This is a genomic window from Kosakonia sp. Marseille-Q7440 (genome assembly GCF_965119485.1).
Genome location: NZ_CBCPLT010000001.1, coordinates 859,461 through 877,850, shown reverse-complemented (window position 1 = coordinate 877,850; position 18,390 = coordinate 859,461). Strand labels below are relative to the sequence as shown.

Here is an 18,390-nt window from a genome sequence, read left to right as displayed (position 1 = left end):
TCGTTTGTTACGGCAGAATCGAGGGCTGATCCGCCCCCTCTTTTTCCACTTTCTGCTGCAGGAGATGCTCGCGCTTCATCCCAAGTTTCAGCGCCAGCGCTGAAGCAACATAGATGGAAGAAGCCGTACCGATTGAGACACCGATCAGCATCGTCAGCGAGAAGCCTTTCAGCATCGCGCCGCCGAAGAGATAGAGCATCAGGATCACCACCAGCGTCGTGCCGGAGGTAATCAAAGTACGATGCAGCGTCTGCGTCAGTGAGATGTTGAAGATCTCATACGGCGTACCGCGACGGATCTTACGGAAGTTCTCACGGATACGGTCCGATACCACGATACTGTCGTTGAGCGAGTAACCGATCACCGACATCAGCGAGGCCACGATGGTCAGATCAACCTCGATCTGGAACAGCGACAGCACGCCCATGGTAATGATGACGTCGTGCGCCAGCGCGATAACCACACCCGCCGCCAGACGCCATTCGAAACGGAAACCGACATAGACAAGGATGCTGATCAGCGCCACCAGCAGCGCCATGCCGCCGGTTTGTGCCAGATCCGCGCCCACGCTCGGGCCGACGAACTCAATACGCTTCACGGCGGCATTCTGGCTGGTCGCTTCATTAATCACGCTAACTACTTTGCTGCCCAGCAGCTGCCCGCCGTTATCGCTCTGCGCAGGCGGCATGCGTACCATGATGTCGCGGCTGCTGCCGAAGTTCTGCAGCAGTGGATCCTGGAAGCCCGCTTTCTCCAGCGCTTCGCGCATTACGTCCATATCCGCCGGTTTCTCCAGCGAGATCTCAATGACCGTACCGCCGGTAAAATCCAGGCCCCAGTTAAAGCCGCGAACACCCATCACAACGATGGAGAGGATCAGCAGCGCGCCGGAAATGATAAAAGCCCAGTTGTCCCAGCGCATAAAGTCCCAGACTTTACGGCCATGGTTCAATTGTTCAACAGTATAATCCTGTGCCACAACGCACTCCTCAGATAGACAGCTTGTTAATGCGTTTGCCGCCGTACAACAGGTTGACGATGGCACGGGTACCGACAATAGCGGTGAACATGGACGTCGCCACACCGATACCGGTGGTGATTGCAAAGCCTTTGATTGAGCCAGTACCGACCGCGTAAAGGATAAGCACTTTGATCAACGTGGTGATGTTGGCATCGAAAATGGACGAGAACGCGCCCTGATAACCTTCGTGAATCGCCTGCTGCACGGATCGCCCGTTGCTCAGCTCTTCTTTAATACGTTCGTTTATCAGTACGTTGGCGTCCACCGCTACCGCAAGGGTTAGCACGATCCCCGCAATCCCCGGCATGGTCAGTGTTGCACCCGGCAACAGGGACATAATGCCGACAATCAGCACCAGGTTCGCCAGCAGCGCTGAAGTCGCGATCAGGCCAAACTTCTTATAGAAGAAGAGCATGAAGATGATCGACACCGCCAGACCAGCCAGACACGCTTCCAGACCCTGAGTGATGTTCTGCGCCCCAAGGGTTGGACCGATGGTACGCTCTTCCACGATCTGAATCGGCGCAATCAACGCACCCGCGCGCAGCAGCAGTGAAAGCTGACGTGCTTCGTTGGCGTTTTCGATACCGGTAATACGGAAGCTGTTACCAAGGCGAGACTGGATATTGGCGATGTTGATCACCTCTTCCTGCTTCACCAGCACCGCGCGACCGTTGGCGTCTTTCTTACCGCTGTCTTTATACTCCACGAACAGGGTCGCCATCGGTTTATTGATGTTGTCCTTGGTGAAGTTAGACATGATGTTACCGCCCGCGCTATCCAGTGAAATATTCACCTGCGGCACGTTGTACTCATCCATACTGGAGGTTGAGTCGGTAATGTGGTCGCCGGTGAGGATCACGCGTTTGTAGAGCACAACTGGCCGCCCATCACGTGTCTCTTTCACTTCGGAATCACCCGGAATACGACCATTTGCCGCAGCGGAAGCATCGACATTGGTGTTAACCAGACGGAACTCAAGCGTTGCAGTCGCGCCAAGGATCTCTTTCGCGCGCGCCGTATCCTGAATACCCGGCAGTTCAACCACAATGCGGTCAGCGCCCTGGCGCTGCACCAGCGGCTCGGCAACGCCAAGCTGGTTGACACGGTTACGCAGGATATTGATGTTCTGCTGAACAGCATATTCACGGGCTTCGCTCAGGCGCGCATCGCTCATCACCACGCGCAGCACGTTATCGCCCTGATTAGAGAAGACGAGATCGCGATGACGGCCGGTCAGGTAGGTATTCGCCTGATCGCGCGCCGCGCTGTCGCGGAACTGAATGCTAAGACCATAGTTATCTTCCTTACGCACGGTGGAGTAAGGAATGCCTTTTTCCCGCAGATCGCTGCGCAGGCTGTCGATATTCTGTTCCTGCAATTTGCCCAGCGCCGTTTGCATATCCACTTCCATCAGGAAGTGAACCCCGCCACGCAAGTCGAGGCCGAGTTTCATCGGTTCCGCTTTCAGGAGGGAGAGCCAGCGAGGTGTAGCCGGGGCGAGGTTGAGCGCGACAACATACTTGTCGCCTAATGCGCTGAGCAGGACTTCGCGGGCGCGCAGCTGGGTGTCGGTCGATTCAAAGCGAGCAAGTACCGTGCCCTCTTCCATCGCCACAGATTTCCAGCTGATCTTTTCTTTTGTTAGTTCGTTCCGGACCTGGATCAGAGTTTGTTCGCTGGCGGCGACACCGCGCGCGCCAGAGATCTGAACAGCCGGATCCTCACCATAGAGGTTGGGAAGTGCGTAAAGCAGGCCGACGATAAGGACGACGACCAGCATGATGTACTTCCACAAAGGATAACGGTTTAACACGGCAGTTCCCTTTGGGAAAAACGAAAATTACAGCGCCTTCATGGTGCCTTTCGGCAGAACGGCAGCTACGAAGTCACGTTTGATTACCACTTCAGTGGTGTCGTTCAGTGCGATAGCAATGTAGCCGGTTTCCGCTACTTTGGTTACGCGCCCAACCAGACCACCGTTGGTCAGCACTTCATCGCCTTTCGCGATGGAGTCCATCAGCTTTTTATGCTCTTTGGTACGTTTTTGCTGCGGGCGCAGGATCATGAAGTAGAAAATCAGACCAAATACAACCAGCATCAGGATCAGAGACATCGGGCTGCCCTGTGACGGTGCGCCTGCTGCCGCTACCGCGTCAGAAATAAAAAAGCTCATTCAAATTCCCTCATTATTAAATTAATCAACGTTCAAAGGTGGAACCGGTCGACCCTGACGCTGGTAAAAATCTGCTACGAAGCTCTCTAATTTACCCTCTTCAATAGCCTTGCGTAAACCAGCCATTAAGCGCTGATAGTAGCGCAGGTTATGAATGGTATTGAGACGCGCGCCCAGTATTTCGTTGCAACGATCGAGATGATGCAAGTAGGCGAGCGAATAATTGCGACAGGTGTAGCAATCACACTCGGCATCGAGCGGGCTGGTGTCGCTCTTATATTTTGCGTTACGGATTTTCACCACGCCGTTGGTCACGAACAGATGGCCGTTACGCGCGTTACGCGTCGGCATGACGCAGTCGAACATATCAATGCCGCGACGCACGCCTTCGACCAGATCTTCCGGTTTACCTACGCCCATCAGGTAACGCGGTTTATCTGCGGGGATCTGCGGACAGACATGCTCCAGAATGCGGTGCATATCTTCTTTCGGTTCGCCCACAGCAAGACCGCCGACAGCGTAGCCATCAAAGCCTATCTCTACCAGACCTTTGACGGAGATATCGCGTAAATCTTCGTAAACACTGCCCTGAATAATGCCGAACAGCGCGTTTTTGTTGCCCAGACCGTCAAAGCGGTCGCGGCTGCGTTTCGCCCAGCGCAGAGACATCTCCATTGAGCGTTTGGCGTAATCCCAGTCCGCCGGGTATGGCGTACACTCGTCGAAGATCATCACGATATCGGAGCCGAGATCGTACTGAATCTCCATCGATTTTTCCGGATCGAGGAAGATCGGATCGCCGTTGATTGGGTTACGGAAGTGAACGCCCGCTTCGGTGATTTTGCGGATATCGCCGAGGCTGAACACCTGGAAGCCGCCGGAATCGGTGAGGATTGGCCCTTTCCACTGCATAAAGTCATGGAGATCGCCGTGCAGCTTCATGATCTCCTGCCCCGGGCGCAGCCACAGGTGGAAGGTGTTACCCAGAATGATCTGCGCGCCGGTGGCTTCGACCTCTTCCGGGGTCATCCCTTTTACGGTGCCGTAGGTGCCAACAGGCATAAACGCCGGGGTTTCAACCACGCCGCGCTCAAACACCAGCCGGCCGCGGCGGGCGCGTCCGTCGGTGGTATCCAGTTCGAATTTCATCTTTTCTCCAACACCAGATAGACAGTCTGATGATTACTCTCTGTTGCGGATTCACTCCACAACCTCGAATTGACCAATCCGCACGCAAGGCGTTATTGGCGCAGCCACTCTGGACGCGGGCACTGCCCGGGTCCAGAAGGGCAAATAAAATAGCCCTGTTAAGGGCGCTCTAAAATCGCCTGCGGATTGTACGTGATAAACATCGCGTCCCCGTAACTAAAAAAGCGATATTTTTCAGCAACTGCGGCACGGTACGCATTCATGGTGTGTTGATACCCGGCAAATGCAGAGACCAGCATGATCAGCGTCGATTCCGGCAGGTGGAAGTTGGTGACCAGCGCATCAATGACTTTGTATTGATAGCCTGGATAGATAAAGATCTGCGTGTCACCGAAGAAGGGTTCGATCATCGCCTCTTTTGCCGCCTGCGCGGCGCTCTCCAGCGATCGCACGGAGGTCGTGCCGACTGCGACTACGCGGTTGCCGCGCGCTTTTGCCGCCAGCACCGCATCAACCACCTCTTGCGGTACTTCGGCATATTCGGAGTGCATGATGTGATCTTCGATGCTGTCAACGCGCACCGGCTGGAAGGTCCCGGCACCAACGTGCAGCGTGACAAACGCCATCTTGATGCCTTTATTACGCAGGCGCTCGAGCAGCGGCTCATCAAAATGCAGGCCCGCGGTCGGCGCGGCAACGGCACCAGGCTTCTGGCTATAGACCGTTTGATAGAGTTCGCGGTCGGCGTCTTCATCCGGGCGATCGATATAGGGCGGCAGCGGCATATGGCCGATGGCATTGAGAATATCGAGCACCGGGCGCTCATCGTGAAATTCCACTTCAAACAGCGCGTCGTGGCGGGCGACCATGGTAGCCTGAATATCTTCCGCGTCGCCCAGCAGCAGCTCAGCACCGGGCTTCGGCGCTTTCGAGGCGCGAATATGTGCCAGAATACGTTTGTCGTCGAGCATGCGCTCAACCAGCACTTCAATCTTGCCGCCGCTGGCTTTACGCCCGAAAAGACGTGCCGGAATCACGCGGGTGTTGTTGAACACCAGCAGGTCGCCCGGGTTGAGCTTATTGAGCAGATCGGTGAAAGTACCGTGAGTCAGCGCGCCTGTTGGGCCATCCAGCGACAGTAAGCGACAGCTGCTGCGCTCAGGCTGTGGATAGTGGGCAATCAGGGATTCGGGTAACTCAAAGGAGAAATCGGTAACGCGCATGACACTGACTCGAGACATAAAATAAGAGGCGGGTAGTCTAGTGCCCACGCCCCTTCGCTGCAACCGTTAGCCGCTTTTGGATAAATAATAGAGATGAATTTTTTAGCGCACCTGCACCTTGCTCACCTGGCGAACAGCTCCCTTGCCGGTAACCTGCTGGCGGATTTTGTTCGCGGCAATCCGGAAAACCTCTACGCACCGGAGGTGGTGGCAGGGATCCATATGCATCGCCGTATTGATGTGCTGACCGACAACTTGCCGGAGGTGAAAGTCGCCCGCGAGTGGTTTCGCCCCGAAACGCGGCGGGTCGCGCCGATTACGCTTGATGTGATGTGGGATCACTTTCTCTCGCGCCACTGGGCAAAGGTTTCGCCCGATATTGAACTGGTGGATTTTATCGGCTATGCCCATTCGCAGGTGGCGACTATTCTGCCCGATTCGCCGCCGCGCTTTGTCAATCTGAACAATTACTTATGGTCGGAGCGCTGGATGGAGCGCTACGGCGAGATGGCGTTTATTCAGAATGTGCTCAACGGCATGGCGAGCCGCCGCCCACGGCTCGATGCGCTGCGCGACTCATGGCGGGATCTTGATGCCAATTATCACGCGCTGGAGACGCAGTTCTGGGCGTTTTACCCACGCATGATGGCGCAGGCGCGCGCGGGGACGTTGTAAACATCGTCACGTTTGGCATGGCATTGCCGGATGGCGCTAACGCTTATCCGGCCTACGGGTTGAGTGCGCTCTGCATTACCGGATGGTGGCTCGCGCCTTATCCGGCCTACGGGTTGGGTGCGGTCTGCATTGCCGGATGGCGGCTTACGCCTTATCCGGCCTACGGGTTGAGTGCGGTCTGCATTGCCGGATGGCGGCTCGCGCCTTATCCGGTCTACGGGTTGAGTGCGGTCTGCATTGCCGGATGGCGGCTTACGCCTTATCCGGCCTACGGGTTGAGTGCGGTCTGCATCGCCGGATGGCGGCTTACGCCTTATCCGGCCTACAAGGTGGTGCAACGCAGGTTTTGTAGGCCGGATAAGCGCAGCGCCATCCGGCATAACTCATCGACTCTGCGCTTCGCGCCAGATGCGGATTGCCATCCACGCCAGCACCGCGACGCCCAGCACTAATGCTCCCCACACCAGCACCGTTTTCCACATCCCCTGCTGTTCGGTGACGGAAGTCGCCGTCATGCGCGCCTCGCCACCCAGCTTGACGTTTTCTCCCACAAACGCATCAGGAATCGACGCGGGATCGAGCTGCTTACGCAGATCCGGCGGGATCAGCGTATCGGGCGTGACAGCGGCAGGCTGTGCCGCTTTATTTCCCCACGCCAGCATAAACGGCCCTTTCCCCTGGGCGTTAAACACCAGCGCCAGCCGATCGCGGCTGCCGGAAACCTCAGGAAGTGTCTCGGGCAATCGCGCGTCCAGCGTGGTGATGCGCACCGCCTGCACCGTCTCGCCCGCCAGTTCCACCGGTGCGGAGCGCTGACCATTACGTTGCCAGAGAACGGTTTTGGTCAGCGGCTGCCACGGCGAGGTGGCCGTGCGGCGAATGGCAATCTCAGCCGGCAGCACCGCATCGTCGTTAAAGCCTGCCGAGAGAGAGCGGAACGGCTGTGGCTGCGGCCATTGATATTGCGCCTCGGTCGGCGAAATCTGCCGTCCGTTGCCCGCCATCTCCATTTTTTCAAGCGGTGCAGGCTCGCGGCCAGGTATAGCCGTCGCCTCGGTGAGGGTGACCGGCAGGTTTGGTGTATCAAACACCAGCAGCAGATAGAGCTCGCCATCGGATAACGGCATTTCCGGAAGCTGTATACGATCGAGCTTCAGCTTATCGTTCCCGCTCGCCAGCGCCATCACCGGAGCATCATCCTGCAACGTATCCCAGCTGCGCATATCGTGGCTCATCAGAACGGAAACCTTGCTGCGCCAGTTCTGGCCGTTTTCCTGCCAGCCCAGTTTGATCTCGCCAAGCCGGAACGTATTGGGCAAATTGGGCGGCAGCACCAGCAAATAGCTCTTTCCAACCGGTTTTGAGGCGTCGCCTTCAATACGGATCTCGACCCCGGACGGTGCCTGGAGGCGCACAACATTCTCCTCCTGTGCCACGCCGCCTGCGGGCGACGCATCCAGCGGAAAGAGGCGCAGCGGCACCGCTTCAGGGGATTGGGTTTTGGTAGTTTGCGTTTCAAGGGCGAACGGTACTCGCTCACCGTCCTGGTTAAACACCCGCACATCGCGCAGATCCGGCCACGCGCTGTGGGCATAGACCTCCTGCGGCAGATCAACGCGATACCAGGAGGAGGGCTGCGGCGAATCGAGCATCACGCCACGGGCATAATCCTGCGGTTTTTCAGGGAGATCTGCAGCGCCCGCCGGGGCGCAAAGCAGCGTACTTAACAGTAATCCGTACAGCCTTTTCATTGTCCTTCTCCCTCGTTCTCTTCCCGCGCCGCTTTGGGCGGCAGGGGTGAAAAATAGCCCACGATCAGCACCAGCACCGCGACGCCGATAAAGGCGATGGCGCGCGACAGCCCGCCGCCGCCCGCGCTGTCGACAAGCATCAGTTTCAACAGCACAACGCCCAGTAACCCTCCCCCCACCAGCCACTGCTGGCGGGCCTGCCGACGCGTCGCGCGGATCATCACCACCAGCGCAATCAGCATCCAGAAGAGAGCAAACGTCGTCTGGATAAGCCGTGAGGCCCACAGGCTTTCAGCACTCCACGTCACCTCGCCATAACAGGAGAGCGCGCGCAGCAGGATGCCATTCAGCCACCAGAAAGCCAGCGCAGCGAGCGCCCACGGGCGGGCGCTCCGGAGATCGGGCGCGAAATGGGGATAGTGTTTCCAGGCAAATTGGGTATAGAGCCACACGCCGAGCAGCGCGAACGCCGCACCCTCTTCCAGCGGATTGAGCAGCGGTAGGTACGGCATGCCCATCACCTTGCCGTCGTTCAGGTTGGCAAACAGCAAGGCAATGGTGAGCAGCGGCACCAGCGGTGCCAGCGCCTGTGCGCCATAAAGCGCAGGCCAGACGCGGAACGGCCACAGATTACGGCGCACCGCCGCCAGCGTCAGCATGATCACCGCGCCGCCCGCCGCCATCGGCAGCCCCCAGCGCCACGGCGCGTTACCCCACGGCAGCGAGTCTACAAACCACCACAACTCGCTACCACCCGCGATCAGCAGCAGCCAGAAAAGGGAGATGTGCAGCCCTTGCGACAGGCGTGGTAACAGCGCGCTGCCCGCTTTACGCAGCAGTAATAGCGCGGAAGGCAGCGCCACGCACCAGACCAGATTTTGCCAGCCGGAGGCCAGCAGGTGCCCCTGAGCAACCAGACGCTCGCCGATTAACAGCGCCATCGCTGGCCACAGCAGCCACTGGGCAAGCCCAAGTTCCGGCCAGGCAAAACGTAAACTGCCTGCACGCCACAGCCACACGGAGAGCGCCACCGGCAGCAACAGACCAAAGCCCACCTGCATCGACTGCGGCAGTATCAGCTCTGCCGCACCCGCCAGTGCGACAATCCAGAAGAGGATGCCGCCCGCCAGCAGCAGCCAGCTTCCCTCGCGGCGAATCGTGCGCCACAGCCATGCGCCAACCAGCCAGCTTGCGCTGAGGACGGCAAAGATCATTAGTGTGGAGAGCGCATTGATACCGTTTGCGGCGGCCCACAGCGCGCTGAAGAGTGCCAGCAGTAACAGCGCCGTGCCGCTGTAGCTCATGCGCCGCTGTTGTTGCTGCACGCCGAGCCACAGCACGCCCAGCCCCTCAAGCGACCAGGCCATCGCCGTCCAGCGCGCGGACAAGGCCAGCGGAATAGCGAGCGTAGCAAACGCGCCGCCCAGCGCCAGCGCGGCGAGCACCAGCGGTTTACCGGCAGCCGGGAAGCGTTTAAGGGCGACAGCGGCCAGCGTCAGGTAGAAGAGGCCAAAGCCGAGGGCGCTGAACGCCGGGCCGTAGGTCCAGTGCTGAGTCATGGCGTACTGCATGCCAAAACCCGCCAGCGGCGGTGCAAACAGCAGCACGCCGTCAATAATGCGCTCGCCCCGGCGCTGAGCGCGCAGGGAGAGCCCGACGCTGAAGACGCCGAAAATCAGCAGGTTGGCAATCAGGAACAGCTGGCAGCTGAGGTAATCTTCCGGGCGATAGCTGGCAATGCCCCACAGGGCGGCCACGCCAAAGGTGAAGAACATGCCGAGGATGTTCAGCTCGCGCCAGTGCTGCCATACGCTGATGGCGAGAATGCCGACGGAGAGCAGAAGATAGAACGAGAAGAGCGCGATATGGCTCCCACCGCCGGTAGAGAGCAGGATCGGCGCAAGATAACCGCCGAGGCTTGCCAGCAGCGCCAGGCTCAGCGCGCGTTGCAGCACCGCAAGCCCGACGCTCGCCGCGCAGATCACAATCAGCAGCGCAAAGGCGAGCGTCATCGGCAGCATCTGCCAGAGGCGAAACGCGCCAAACACCGTGAGATAGAGTGCGCCTACCGCGCCGCCCTGCAAAATAAGGGCAAAGACCGTCTGTTTATGCCGCAATCGCCAGCCGAGAACCAGCAGCACCAGCGCGACAACCGCCACGGCGACAAGCCGCAACTCCAGCGGGAAGAGCGCATATTCAACGCTGTAACGCAGCAGGAAAGAGAGACCGATAAAGAGCAGCACCACGCCAAGTTTCGCCAGTGGGTTGCCCTGCATAAACCAGCGCACCAGCGCGGTAACCACGCCCCAGGATTCGCCATCCGATGCTTTCGCCTCTTCACGTTCGCGCACCACAGGTGCAGGCGTCGGCTCTGCCGTCGCGACTTTGCGTCCCCAGACATTGGGTGCGGGTTGCGGCTGTGCAGGGGTGATTTCGCTTGCCGCAATCGGCTGCGGCTCAGGAGGTGGCGGTGGCACCTCAGGCGCTGCGCTTACCGGCTCGTTTATCGGCTCAACGGCCGGCTCCTCGCTTGCCGCAGGCACAATTGCCCGTTGTTCGAGTACGCTGACGCGCTGGCGCAGCAGTTGCAGTTCGACCTGCGTGGCAAGGCTGCGCCGCCAGGCGACAATCGCCATTATCGGCACCACGACCAGCGCCAGAATCAGCACGATGACACCGAATATCAGAAGACCATCCATGTACTTTCGCCTTCGCTAAAGGGGAGACGTTACGCCCGCCTCCCCGCACGCAGGCTCAGGAGGCAGACCAGACAGAAGCGCTGATGGCTGAAAGCGTCAGCACGCCGTCCTGTAGGTTACCTGTACCTTCCAGAAGCCGCCACTGTTTCGCTTGCAGCAGCGGTGAATCTTCCAGCACCACGTCACACGCCTCGCCGCGGTTAATGGCAATCAGCACCCGCTGCTGGCGATAAACGCGCAGAAAAATCAGCGCATCCTGCCGGGCATAGACCACCAGACAACCGCCGTGACGCAGTGCCTGGCTGCGGGCGCGCAGCTTCGTCATTCGCTGATAGAGCGCCAGCAGATGGCTATCCTGCTGCGCTTTATCCCACGGAAAGGGCTTGCGGCAGAAGGGATCGTTCGCACCATCCAGCCCTACTTCATCGCCGTAGTAGATGCAGGGCGTGCCGGGCCAGCAGAAGAGCCACACCACCGCCAGTGGCAGGCGGGCGATATCCTTGCCGAGAATGGTTTTAAAGCGCGGCGTATCGTGGCTGTCGAGCTGGTTAAACATCCGTAGCTGCTGCTGATGCGACAGCGCAGCGCGGTAGTTATCCATCCACGCGGCGCAGGTCTGCGCATCAATACTCTGTGGGTCGAGGGAGATATCGGTATTGGCAAGAAACGCCCAAACCGGCAGGGTAAAGCCGCGGTAGTTCATCGCCGCATCTTCCGCATCCGCCTGTAACCACTGGCGCGCATCGCCAAAATGTTCGCCCACCACATAGGCCTGCGGCTGGGTCTCTTTCGCCGCCCGGGTGATGCCGCTGACGTGATGCAGGTTGTTTCGCGCCCCACCGTTCTCTCCCAGCATATGCACCACGTCGAGCCGCCAGCCGTCCATATTCCACGGTGCTTTCAGCCAGTGGCGCACAATGCTCTCCTTGCCCTGATAGATCTCTTCAATAAGCGACGAAGAGCGGTAGTCGAGTTTCGGCAGGCTGGCGTAGCCCAGCCAGTCATGGGCGTAGCCGTTCTCATCAAAGTTGTACCAGCTGCGCCAGCGCGAATCGGGGTTATGGCAGGCCCCGCCGGTGGCGCGGTTATGGCGGTCGAACCAGGCGTGGGAGTCGCCGGTGTGGTTAAAAACGCCGTCGAGGATCAACCGTATGCCGTTCTCCTGCGTGTTATGGCGCAGACGCAGCAGCGCTTCGTCGCCGCCAAACTGCGGGTCGACGTGGCGGTAATCTTCGGTGTCATATTTATGCACGCTGGGGGCAACAAATACCGGGTTGAGGTAGAGCGCGGTGACGCCGAGCTTTTTCAGGTACGGCAGCTTTTCGCTGATGCCGTCCAGATCGCCGCCGTAAAAGGTCGATCCGCCCGCTTCGCCGGTAAGCGGCTCATCCCAGTCGCAAAAGCGAATCTCGCGCCCTGCGGCGTGGTGCCAGTAACGCTGGTCCTGCTGCGCGGTGCGCGCTTCGCTACGGGCAAAGCGATCCGGAAAGATTTGGTAGAAGACCTGATCGGCGACCCACGCCGGGCCGTCATCCGGCGCGTCGATGGCAAACTGCTCAAGCCTGGCGGGCGGGAAGCGGGTAAAACCCTGCGGGGTAAACCAGATCTGGCGATCGTCCCACAGCAGCTTAAAGCTGTAGCGGCGACGCGGCTGGCCGTTGCTGATATCAATGGCGGCGCGCCAGAGGGTGACGCCATTATTGGCGGTGTTGCGCGCGCGGTGCATTGCAACCGGCGTCTCTTCGTTATCGATCTCAATTCGCAGCGTGACGCGCGACGGTAAATCCGTGCCGCGCAGCCAGAGGTTAATGATTAACTGCTGCTGGTGCGCTTTGACAAACGGCGCGACGGGCAGGTGCCATGCATTCAACATCAACGATCCCCTTTACATAATCAGGATCACTGTAGCCAACGTTCGGCCCGGCACGCCTCCTTCTTTCCCTTTTTTTACGGGGGTGAGAGACGGGGCGCAGAGATAAGACGGAAAAAAGTGAGAGAAATCGTAGGCCTGATAAGCGCAGCGCCATCAGGCACAACGCCGGGTGGCGGCTATGCCTTACCCGGCCTACAAGGGCGAAACAATAACGCCAGAGAATTTACGTCAGCGTTTAAATGCGCAGAGATCGTAGGCCTGATAAGCGTAGCGCCATCAGGCATAACGCCGGGTGGCGGCTGCGCCTTACCCGGCCTACAAGGGCGAAACAATAACGCCAGAGAATTTACGTCGGCTTTTGAATGCGCAGAGATCGTAGGCCTGATAAGCGCAGCGCCATCAGGCATAACGCCGGGTGGCGGCTGCGCCTTACCCGGCCTACGAAGGAAAACGACGTTACCGGAGATTACGCCCGGCGCTTAAACGCCCAGCCAATCAGCAGCAGCACAATCCATGCAAAGCCGACATAGAGCGAAATGCGGGTTTCCGGGTGCCAGCCAATCAGCGCGATGATAAATACCAGGAAGATCAGCCCGGCAACGGTGGTCGCCACGCCGCCCGGCACTTTAAACTTCAGCGCCTTCACTTCATCCGCCGAGAGGCGACGGCGGAAACCAATCTGCGACAGCAGGATCATAATCCACACCCACACCGTGGCGAAGGTCGCCAGTGAGGCAATCACCAGGAAGACATTCTCCGGCATGATGTAGTTGAGATAGACCGCCATCAGCAGCGCCAGCGTCATCACCAGTACCGTCACCCACGGAATGCCGCGGCGGGAGGTTTTGGCGAACATCTTCGGCGCACTGCCCTGCTCCGCCATGCCGTGCAGCATACGCCCGACGCCAAACACATCGCTGTTGATCGCCGACAGGGAAGCGGTCAGCACGACAAAGTTCAGGATGCTGGCGGCAAAGGTGATGCCCATATGCTGGAAGGTCAGCACAAACGGGCTACCGTTGGTGCCCACCTGGTTCCACGGGTAGATCGACATGATCACAAACAGTGTGCCGACATAAAACACTAGAATACGCATCGGCACCGAGTTGATGGCGCGCGGAATCGACTTCTCCGGCTCTTCCGCTTCACCGGCGGTGATGCCAATGATTTCGATGCCGCCGTAGGCGAACATCACCATTTGCAGCGCCATCACCGTGCCCAGCCAGCCGTTACTGAAGAAGCCACCGTGGCTCCAGAGATTGCTGATGCCGGTCGGTTGCCCGCCGTTGCCGATCCCCCAGATGATGATGCCGAAACCGGCGGCGATCATGATGATAATGGTGGCGACTTTAAAGAAGGAGAACCAGAACTCCAGCTCGCCGAAGACTTTTACGCTCATCAGGTTGATAGCGCAGATGAGCAGCACCACGCTCAGCACCCAGATCCAGTGTGGCACCGTCGGGAACCAGACGCCCATATAGATGCCGAAGGCGGTGACGTCGGCGATAGCGACAATCAGGATTTCAAAGCAGTAGGTCCAGCCAGTGATATAACCGGCCAGCGGGCCGAGGTTTTCCTGTGCGTAGCGTGAGAAGGAGCTGGCGGAGGGATTGTGGACGGACATCTCGCCCAGCGCACGCATAATGATATACGCCGCGACCCCGCCGATAATGTAGGCCAGCAACACGCTGGGCCCGGCCATTTTGATGGCGTCCGCGGAGCCGTAAAACAGCCCGGTGCCGATCGCTGAACCCAGCGCCATAAAGCGAATGTGGCGGGTACTTAGCCCACGCTTCAGCTTATTCGTACTTTCCATCGTTTCCACTGCCGTTATTCATCACAAAAAATAAAAAACCACGGAGTGCGCTACCCCGTGGTTCAACAAACCGTGCTTGCTGCTGTTAATGCGCGCTGGAAGTCACCTGACGTCCCGCCGCGCGATCCCAGATAGCGGCCAGAACCACCATCACCAGGCTCGGCAACAGCCAGGCCAGGCCCTGCTCCGCCAGCGGTAAACGCTGTGTCCAGAGCGGAAGGTGCTCAGCAAACGCGGAGGCTTTCACGCCGTCAAGGATACCAAAAAGCAGGCTGATAAACATGGTCGGCGCAATTACGCGGGTGGAACAATGCCAGAAAGAGCGGGTAAAGCTCAAGACCACCAGCACGATACACGGCGGATAGATCATGGTCAGCACCGGAATCGAAATCTGGATCAGGTGGCTCAGACCAAGGTTTGAGACCGCCATGGAGAAGATGCCGAGGATAAAGACCAGCGCACGATAAGAGAGCGGCAGGTACTGGGCGAAGAACTCTGCGCAGGCGCAGGTCAGGCCAACCGCCGTCACCAGGCAGGCGATGAAGATCAGCGCTGCCAGCAGGAAGCTGCCCGCACCACCAAAGGTGTGCTGGACATAGGCATGCAGTATCGCCGCGCCGTTAACGGACTGATCGACCAGCGTCGAGCTGTCGGAGCCGAGGCGGAAGAGCGCCAGGTAGAGCAGCGTCAGGCCAACACCCGCCATCAGACCCGCCCAGACGGTGTAGCGGGTCAACAGACGCGCTTCGGTCACGCCGCGCGAACGGGCGGCATTAACGATAACAATCCCGAAGACCATCGCGCCGAGAGTATCCATCGTCAGGTAGCCATTGACGAAACCGTTAGAGAACGGCGCGGTCTGGTAGGCTTCCAGCGCGTGGCTGATAGGGCCGGCCGGCCACACCAGTGCGGCGATTGCCAGAATCGTCAGGGCGATAATTTTCAGCGGAGCGAGGAAGTTGCCAACGGTATCAAGCAGTTTTCCCGGATAGAGGGAGACCAGGATCACCAGCGCAAAGTAGACCAGGCTGTAGATCAGCAGCGCCATAGAGCCGTCGCCGGTCAGCGGCGCGATGCCCACTTCAAATGAAACGGTTGCGGTACGCGGCGTAGCGAACAGCGGCCCCACGGCCAGATAGCAGACCGTTGCCAGCAGCACGCCCGCGACTTTGCCAATCGGTGTACTGAGGCTATCAATGCCACCGCCCACTTTCGCTAACGCAACTACCGTTAGCACCGGCAGGCCCACCGCAGTAATCAGGAAGCCCAGCGCCGCCGTCCAGACGAATTCACCCGCCTGCAAGCCGACCATGGGAGGAAAAATAATATTACCTGCGCCAACAAACAGCGCGAAGGTCATAAAGCCCAGCGCGATGATGTCACGCGGTTTTAAGTGATGGGTCATAATGTTTACTGCCTGTGGATGTGGTGTCGTAAAAATGTTGAATAATTAGCCTCTCCGCACCGGACAATAACGCATCATTAACGCGTTAAATCAGCGGGAAATGCTTAATGTGCTGCGTGGCGAAGAATAGTTTTTCGGTTTACCGCGCAAACACAGTCGGTCTGGCAATGCATGGGGCGCAATTTAAACGCTTATAACGTTTAAAGGCAAGTCGGGATCGCAAAACCAGATAGTTATACTAAACAGTAGAATCCAGCCAGTGAAAAACTCTATTTATCAGAAAAACACGTGGCTGATCGTGCGAACAAAAAAGCAACAACCGTACAAACTACGTTGCAGGTGCGGGATGAGGCGAGGCAGAGCGGCTCGCCGTCACGAGCCGCCGGAAAGATAAGCTGACAAGGGGGTTATGGGTGGGCGTTTTTGGCAATCAGGCGTTCCGGCAGGACAAAGCTAAAGCGCGTCCCTTTCCCCGGCGTGCTGCTGATATCAAGGCGGCTGTCGTGGTGATTAACCGCATGTTTGACAATCGCCAGCCCAAGCCCGCTGCCGCCGGTCTGGCGCGAGCGCGCTTTATCCACGCGGTAGAAACGCTCGGTGAGGCGCGGAATATGCTCGGCGGCGATCCCCGGCCCATTATCTTCGACGCTGAACTCCGCGCCGTGCGCCACCGGCTGCCAGCGCACGATAATGTGCGTCCCGGCGGGGGTATGGTTCACCGCGTTATAGACCAGGTTTGAGATGGCGCTGCGCAGCTGCTCTTCGCTACCCAGCACTTTCAACTGGTTATCAATTTCAAAGCTGAAGCTCTGTTTTTGCTGGCTAAGGGTTTGCGCTTCCCGCTCCACCACGCGCAGCATCATCGGCACATCAATCACTTCATTTGCGCCATGCGTCGGCGCGGCTTCGATTTTCGACAGGGTCAGAAGCTGGCGCACCAGCCCCTCCATGCGCGAGGTTTGCTCACGCATGGTGTGTAACGCTTTTTCACGCGGCGCGCCTTCCAGCGTCTGCTCCTGCATCATCTCGAGGTAGCCCTGCAACACCGTTAGCGGCGTGCGCAGCTCATGGCTGACGTTAGCGAAAAAGTTACGCCGCGCCCCTTCCAGCTGGTGCATCTGCGTGACGTCACGCGCCACCATCAGCAGTTGTTGCTCGCTGTAGGGCATCACGCGGATCTCTAAGTGGCGACCGTTGTTAAGCACCAGATTGAGCGGTTTGCTGAAGGTCTGGCTTTTCAGGTATTGGGTAAATTCGGGGTAGCGCAGCAGGTTGAGGATGTTCTGCCCGTTATCATCGGGCCAGCGCAGCCCCAGCAGCTGTTGCGCAAGGCCGTTACACCAGAAGATCATCCCCTCTTCCGTGGTCAATACCACCGCATCCGGCAGCGACTCGGCGCCGCTGCGAAAGCGTTTAATCAGGTTACCCAGCTCACGGCGGCGCTTTTTATTGCGCATCTGCATCTGGTGCAGGCCGTAGAGCAGCGGCTCCCAGCTGCCGGTGCCGGGCGGCGGCGTCATGCTTTTATCGACCCATAACCACCAGGAGAGACGCAGCAGATTCCAGAAGTGCCAGATCAGAAGCCCGGTCACTGCCGCCAGCAAAAACCACGGCAGATAGCCGAACATCGCGCCCAGAATAAAGGCGGGGATACAACAAAGGAGGAGCTCCAGCACCAGCCTTTTCCATGACAGCCTTTCCAGCACGCGTCACACTCCTGTCAAATTTCAGAAACGGGTCGAAAAACGATATCCCGTGCCGCGTACCGTCTGCACCATCCGGTCGTGTCCACTCCCTTCCAGCGCTTTACGCAGACGACGAATATGCACGTCTACGGTTCTGTCTTCAACATACACATTGGTGCCCCAGACGTGATTCAGCAGCTGTTCGCGGCTGTAAACACGCTCCGGGTGGGTCATAAAGAAGTGTAAGAGTTTAAATTCGGTGGGGCCCATATCGAGGGGATTTTCGCCGGTCATTACGCGATGGGAGGAGGGATCAAGGCTTAAGCCCTGCATCTCAATCACCTCTTCCACCGCCATCGGTGAAATGCGGCGCATCACGGCTTTAATGCGCGCCACCAGCTCTTTCGGCGAGAAGGGCTTGGTGATGTAATCATCGGCGCCCGTCTCAAGGCCGCGAACGCGATCTTCCTCTTCACCGCGCGCGGTGAGCATCATCACCGGAATATCGCGGGTCATCGCTTCGCGCTTCAGGTGTTTGATAAATTGAATGCCGGACCCGCCGGGTAACATCCAGTCCAGCAGCACCAGATCCGGCCAGGGTTCATTAAGCTGGTTTACTGCGCTGTCGAAATCTTCCGCTTCAACCGGTTGAAAACCATTTTGTTCGAGCACAAAGCACACCATTTCACGGATCGGTGCTTCGTCTTCCACGACCAGAATTCGTCTCGCCATCATTCGCCCTGTATTAATTAGTCTGCAGTATAAATAGCGTCGCCATTATGCGTCAGTTTTATGACAGATTTATGAATAACATGACCGCTATATGACCCAGCCCGCGCGATTGTGACAACGCAAATTTGCGCCAGGCGATGTCCCTGACCCGCTTAATGTTTATAATCGCCGTTATGCTTTTTTGC

14 protein-coding genes are annotated in these 18,390 nt (G+C 58.4%); 2 read left to right on the top strand and 12 right to left on the bottom strand.

What is annotated here, in order from left to right:
- Positions 1 to 7: 7 nt before the first annotated feature.
- From secF to queA, 5 genes are all read right to left on the bottom strand, one after another.
- A complete protein-coding gene (secF, locus tag ACWPW2_RS03880) occupies positions 8 to 979 on the bottom strand; it encodes a protein translocase subunit SecF (protein ID WP_023481942.1) in 972 nt (323 codons plus the stop codon).
- 10 nt (positions 980 to 989) lie between these two features.
- On the bottom strand, positions 990 to 2,837 hold the full coding sequence (gene secD, locus ACWPW2_RS03875) for a protein translocase subunit SecD (RefSeq protein ID WP_312121747.1): 1,848 nt from the start codon (positions 2,835 to 2,837) through the stop codon (positions 990 to 992).
- Between the two features lie 27 nt (positions 2,838 to 2,864).
- The gene (yajC, locus tag ACWPW2_RS03870) at positions 2,865 to 3,197 is read right to left on the bottom strand and encodes a preprotein translocase subunit YajC (protein WP_023481946.1); all 333 of its coding nucleotides are present in this window, start codon (positions 3,195 to 3,197) and stop codon (positions 2,865 to 2,867) included.
- 21 nt (positions 3,198 to 3,218) lie between these two features.
- Positions 3,219 to 4,346, bottom strand: a complete 1,128-nt coding sequence (gene tgt, locus ACWPW2_RS03865; protein ID WP_023481912.1) for a tRNA guanosine(34) transglycosylase Tgt — start codon at positions 4,344 to 4,346, stop codon at positions 3,219 to 3,221.
- 158 nt (positions 4,347 to 4,504) lie between these two features.
- Complete coding sequence (queA, locus tag ACWPW2_RS03860; protein WP_454121690.1) at positions 4,505 to 5,569, bottom strand: tRNA preQ1(34) S-adenosylmethionine ribosyltransferase-isomerase QueA; 1,065 nt, start codon at positions 5,567 to 5,569, stop codon at positions 4,505 to 4,507.
- Positions 5,570 to 5,662: 93 nt separating this feature from the next.
- Here queA and acpH point away from each other — a divergent pair, with 93 nt between their 5' ends.
- Together acpH and ACWPW2_RS03850 are read left to right on the top strand one after the other, a co-directional pair.
- The gene (acpH, locus tag ACWPW2_RS03855; protein ID WP_454121689.1) at positions 5,663 to 6,244 is read left to right on the top strand and encodes an ACP phosphodiesterase; all 582 of its coding nucleotides are present in this window, start codon (positions 5,663 to 5,665) and stop codon (positions 6,242 to 6,244) included.
- A 17-nt stretch (positions 6,245 to 6,261) separates the two neighbouring features.
- The gene (locus tag ACWPW2_RS03850) at positions 6,262 to 6,696 is read left to right on the top strand and encodes a hypothetical protein (RefSeq protein ID WP_454121688.1); all 435 of its coding nucleotides are present in this window, start codon (positions 6,262 to 6,264) and stop codon (positions 6,694 to 6,696) included.
- Here ACWPW2_RS03850 and ACWPW2_RS03845 read toward each other — a convergent pair.
- The 7 genes from ACWPW2_RS03845 to phoB form a co-directional block, all read right to left on the bottom strand.
- Positions 6,628 to 7,995, bottom strand: a complete 1,368-nt coding sequence (locus tag ACWPW2_RS03845; protein ID WP_454121687.1) for a DUF3999 domain-containing protein — start codon at positions 7,993 to 7,995, stop codon at positions 6,628 to 6,630. The two genes, ACWPW2_RS03850 and ACWPW2_RS03845, sit on opposite strands and share 69 nt — an antisense overlap.
- Positions 7,992 to 10,694, bottom strand: coding sequence for a DUF2339 domain-containing protein (locus tag ACWPW2_RS03840; RefSeq protein WP_454121686.1), 2,703 nt, complete (start codon positions 10,692 to 10,694; stop codon positions 7,992 to 7,994). The genes ACWPW2_RS03845 and ACWPW2_RS03840 overlap by 4 nt, the downstream gene beginning before the upstream one ends.
- A gap of 55 nt (positions 10,695 to 10,749) precedes the next feature.
- Positions 10,750 to 12,567: a maltodextrin glucosidase gene (gene malZ, locus ACWPW2_RS03835; RefSeq protein WP_454121685.1), complete on the bottom strand. Its 1,818-nt coding sequence runs from the start codon at positions 12,565 to 12,567 to the stop codon at positions 10,750 to 10,752.
- A gap of 466 nt (positions 12,568 to 13,033) precedes the next feature.
- Complete coding sequence (gene proY, locus ACWPW2_RS03830; protein ID WP_124969491.1) at positions 13,034 to 14,383, bottom strand: proline-specific permease ProY; 1,350 nt, start codon at positions 14,381 to 14,383, stop codon at positions 13,034 to 13,036.
- Positions 14,384 to 14,468: 85 nt separating this feature from the next.
- Positions 14,469 to 15,788, bottom strand: a complete 1,320-nt coding sequence (gene brnQ, locus ACWPW2_RS03825; protein WP_454121684.1) for a branched-chain amino acid transporter carrier protein BrnQ — start codon at positions 15,786 to 15,788, stop codon at positions 14,469 to 14,471.
- A gap of 407 nt (positions 15,789 to 16,195) precedes the next feature.
- Positions 16,196 to 17,494 carry a phosphate regulon sensor histidine kinase PhoR gene (phoR, locus tag ACWPW2_RS03820; protein ID WP_454121683.1) on the bottom strand — a complete coding sequence of 433 codons (1,299 nt, stop codon included), beginning with the start codon at positions 17,492 to 17,494 and terminating at the stop codon, positions 16,196 to 16,198.
- A gap of 21 nt (positions 17,495 to 17,515) precedes the next feature.
- Entirely contained in the window at positions 17,516 to 18,205 is a 690-nt protein-coding gene (gene phoB / locus ACWPW2_RS03815; RefSeq protein WP_023481914.1) for a phosphate response regulator transcription factor PhoB, read from the bottom strand.
- Between the last annotated feature and the right edge of the window lie 185 nt (positions 18,206 to 18,390).

Bases quoted from the DNA above. Each gene is read 5' to 3' on its own strand.
- malZ (WP_454121685.1), bottom strand. From the start codon at position 12,567: ATGTTGAATGCATGGCACCTGCCCGTCGCGCCGTTTGTCAAAGCGCAC.
- queA (WP_454121690.1), bottom strand. From the start codon at position 5,569: ATGCGCGTTACCGATTTCTCCTTTGAGTTACCCGAATCCCTGATTGCC.
- proY (WP_124969491.1), bottom strand. From the start codon at position 14,383: ATGGAAAGTACGAATAAGCTGAAGCGTGGGCTAAGTACCCGCCACATT.
- brnQ (WP_454121684.1), bottom strand. From the start codon at position 15,788: ATGACCCATCACTTAAAACCGCGTGACATCATCGCGCTGGGCTTTATG.
- yajC (WP_023481946.1), bottom strand. From the start codon at position 3,197: ATGAGCTTTTTTATTTCTGACGCGGTAGCGGCAGCAGGCGCACCGTCA.
- acpH (WP_454121689.1), top strand. From the start codon at position 5,663: ATGAATTTTTTAGCGCACCTGCACCTTGCTCACCTGGCGAACAGCTCC.
- ACWPW2_RS03845 (WP_454121687.1), bottom strand. From the start codon at position 7,995: ATGAAAAGGCTGTACGGATTACTGTTAAGTACGCTGCTTTGCGCCCCG.
- phoB (WP_023481914.1), bottom strand. From the start codon at position 18,205: ATGGCGAGACGAATTCTGGTCGTGGAAGACGAAGCACCGATCCGTGAA.
- ACWPW2_RS03840 (WP_454121686.1), bottom strand. From the start codon at position 10,694: ATGGATGGTCTTCTGATATTCGGTGTCATCGTGCTGATTCTGGCGCTG.
- ACWPW2_RS03850 (WP_454121688.1), top strand. From the start codon at position 6,262: ATGGCATTGCCGGATGGCGCTAACGCTTATCCGGCCTACGGGTTGAGT.
- tgt (WP_023481912.1), bottom strand. From the start codon at position 4,346: ATGAAATTCGAACTGGATACCACCGACGGACGCGCCCGCCGCGGCCGG.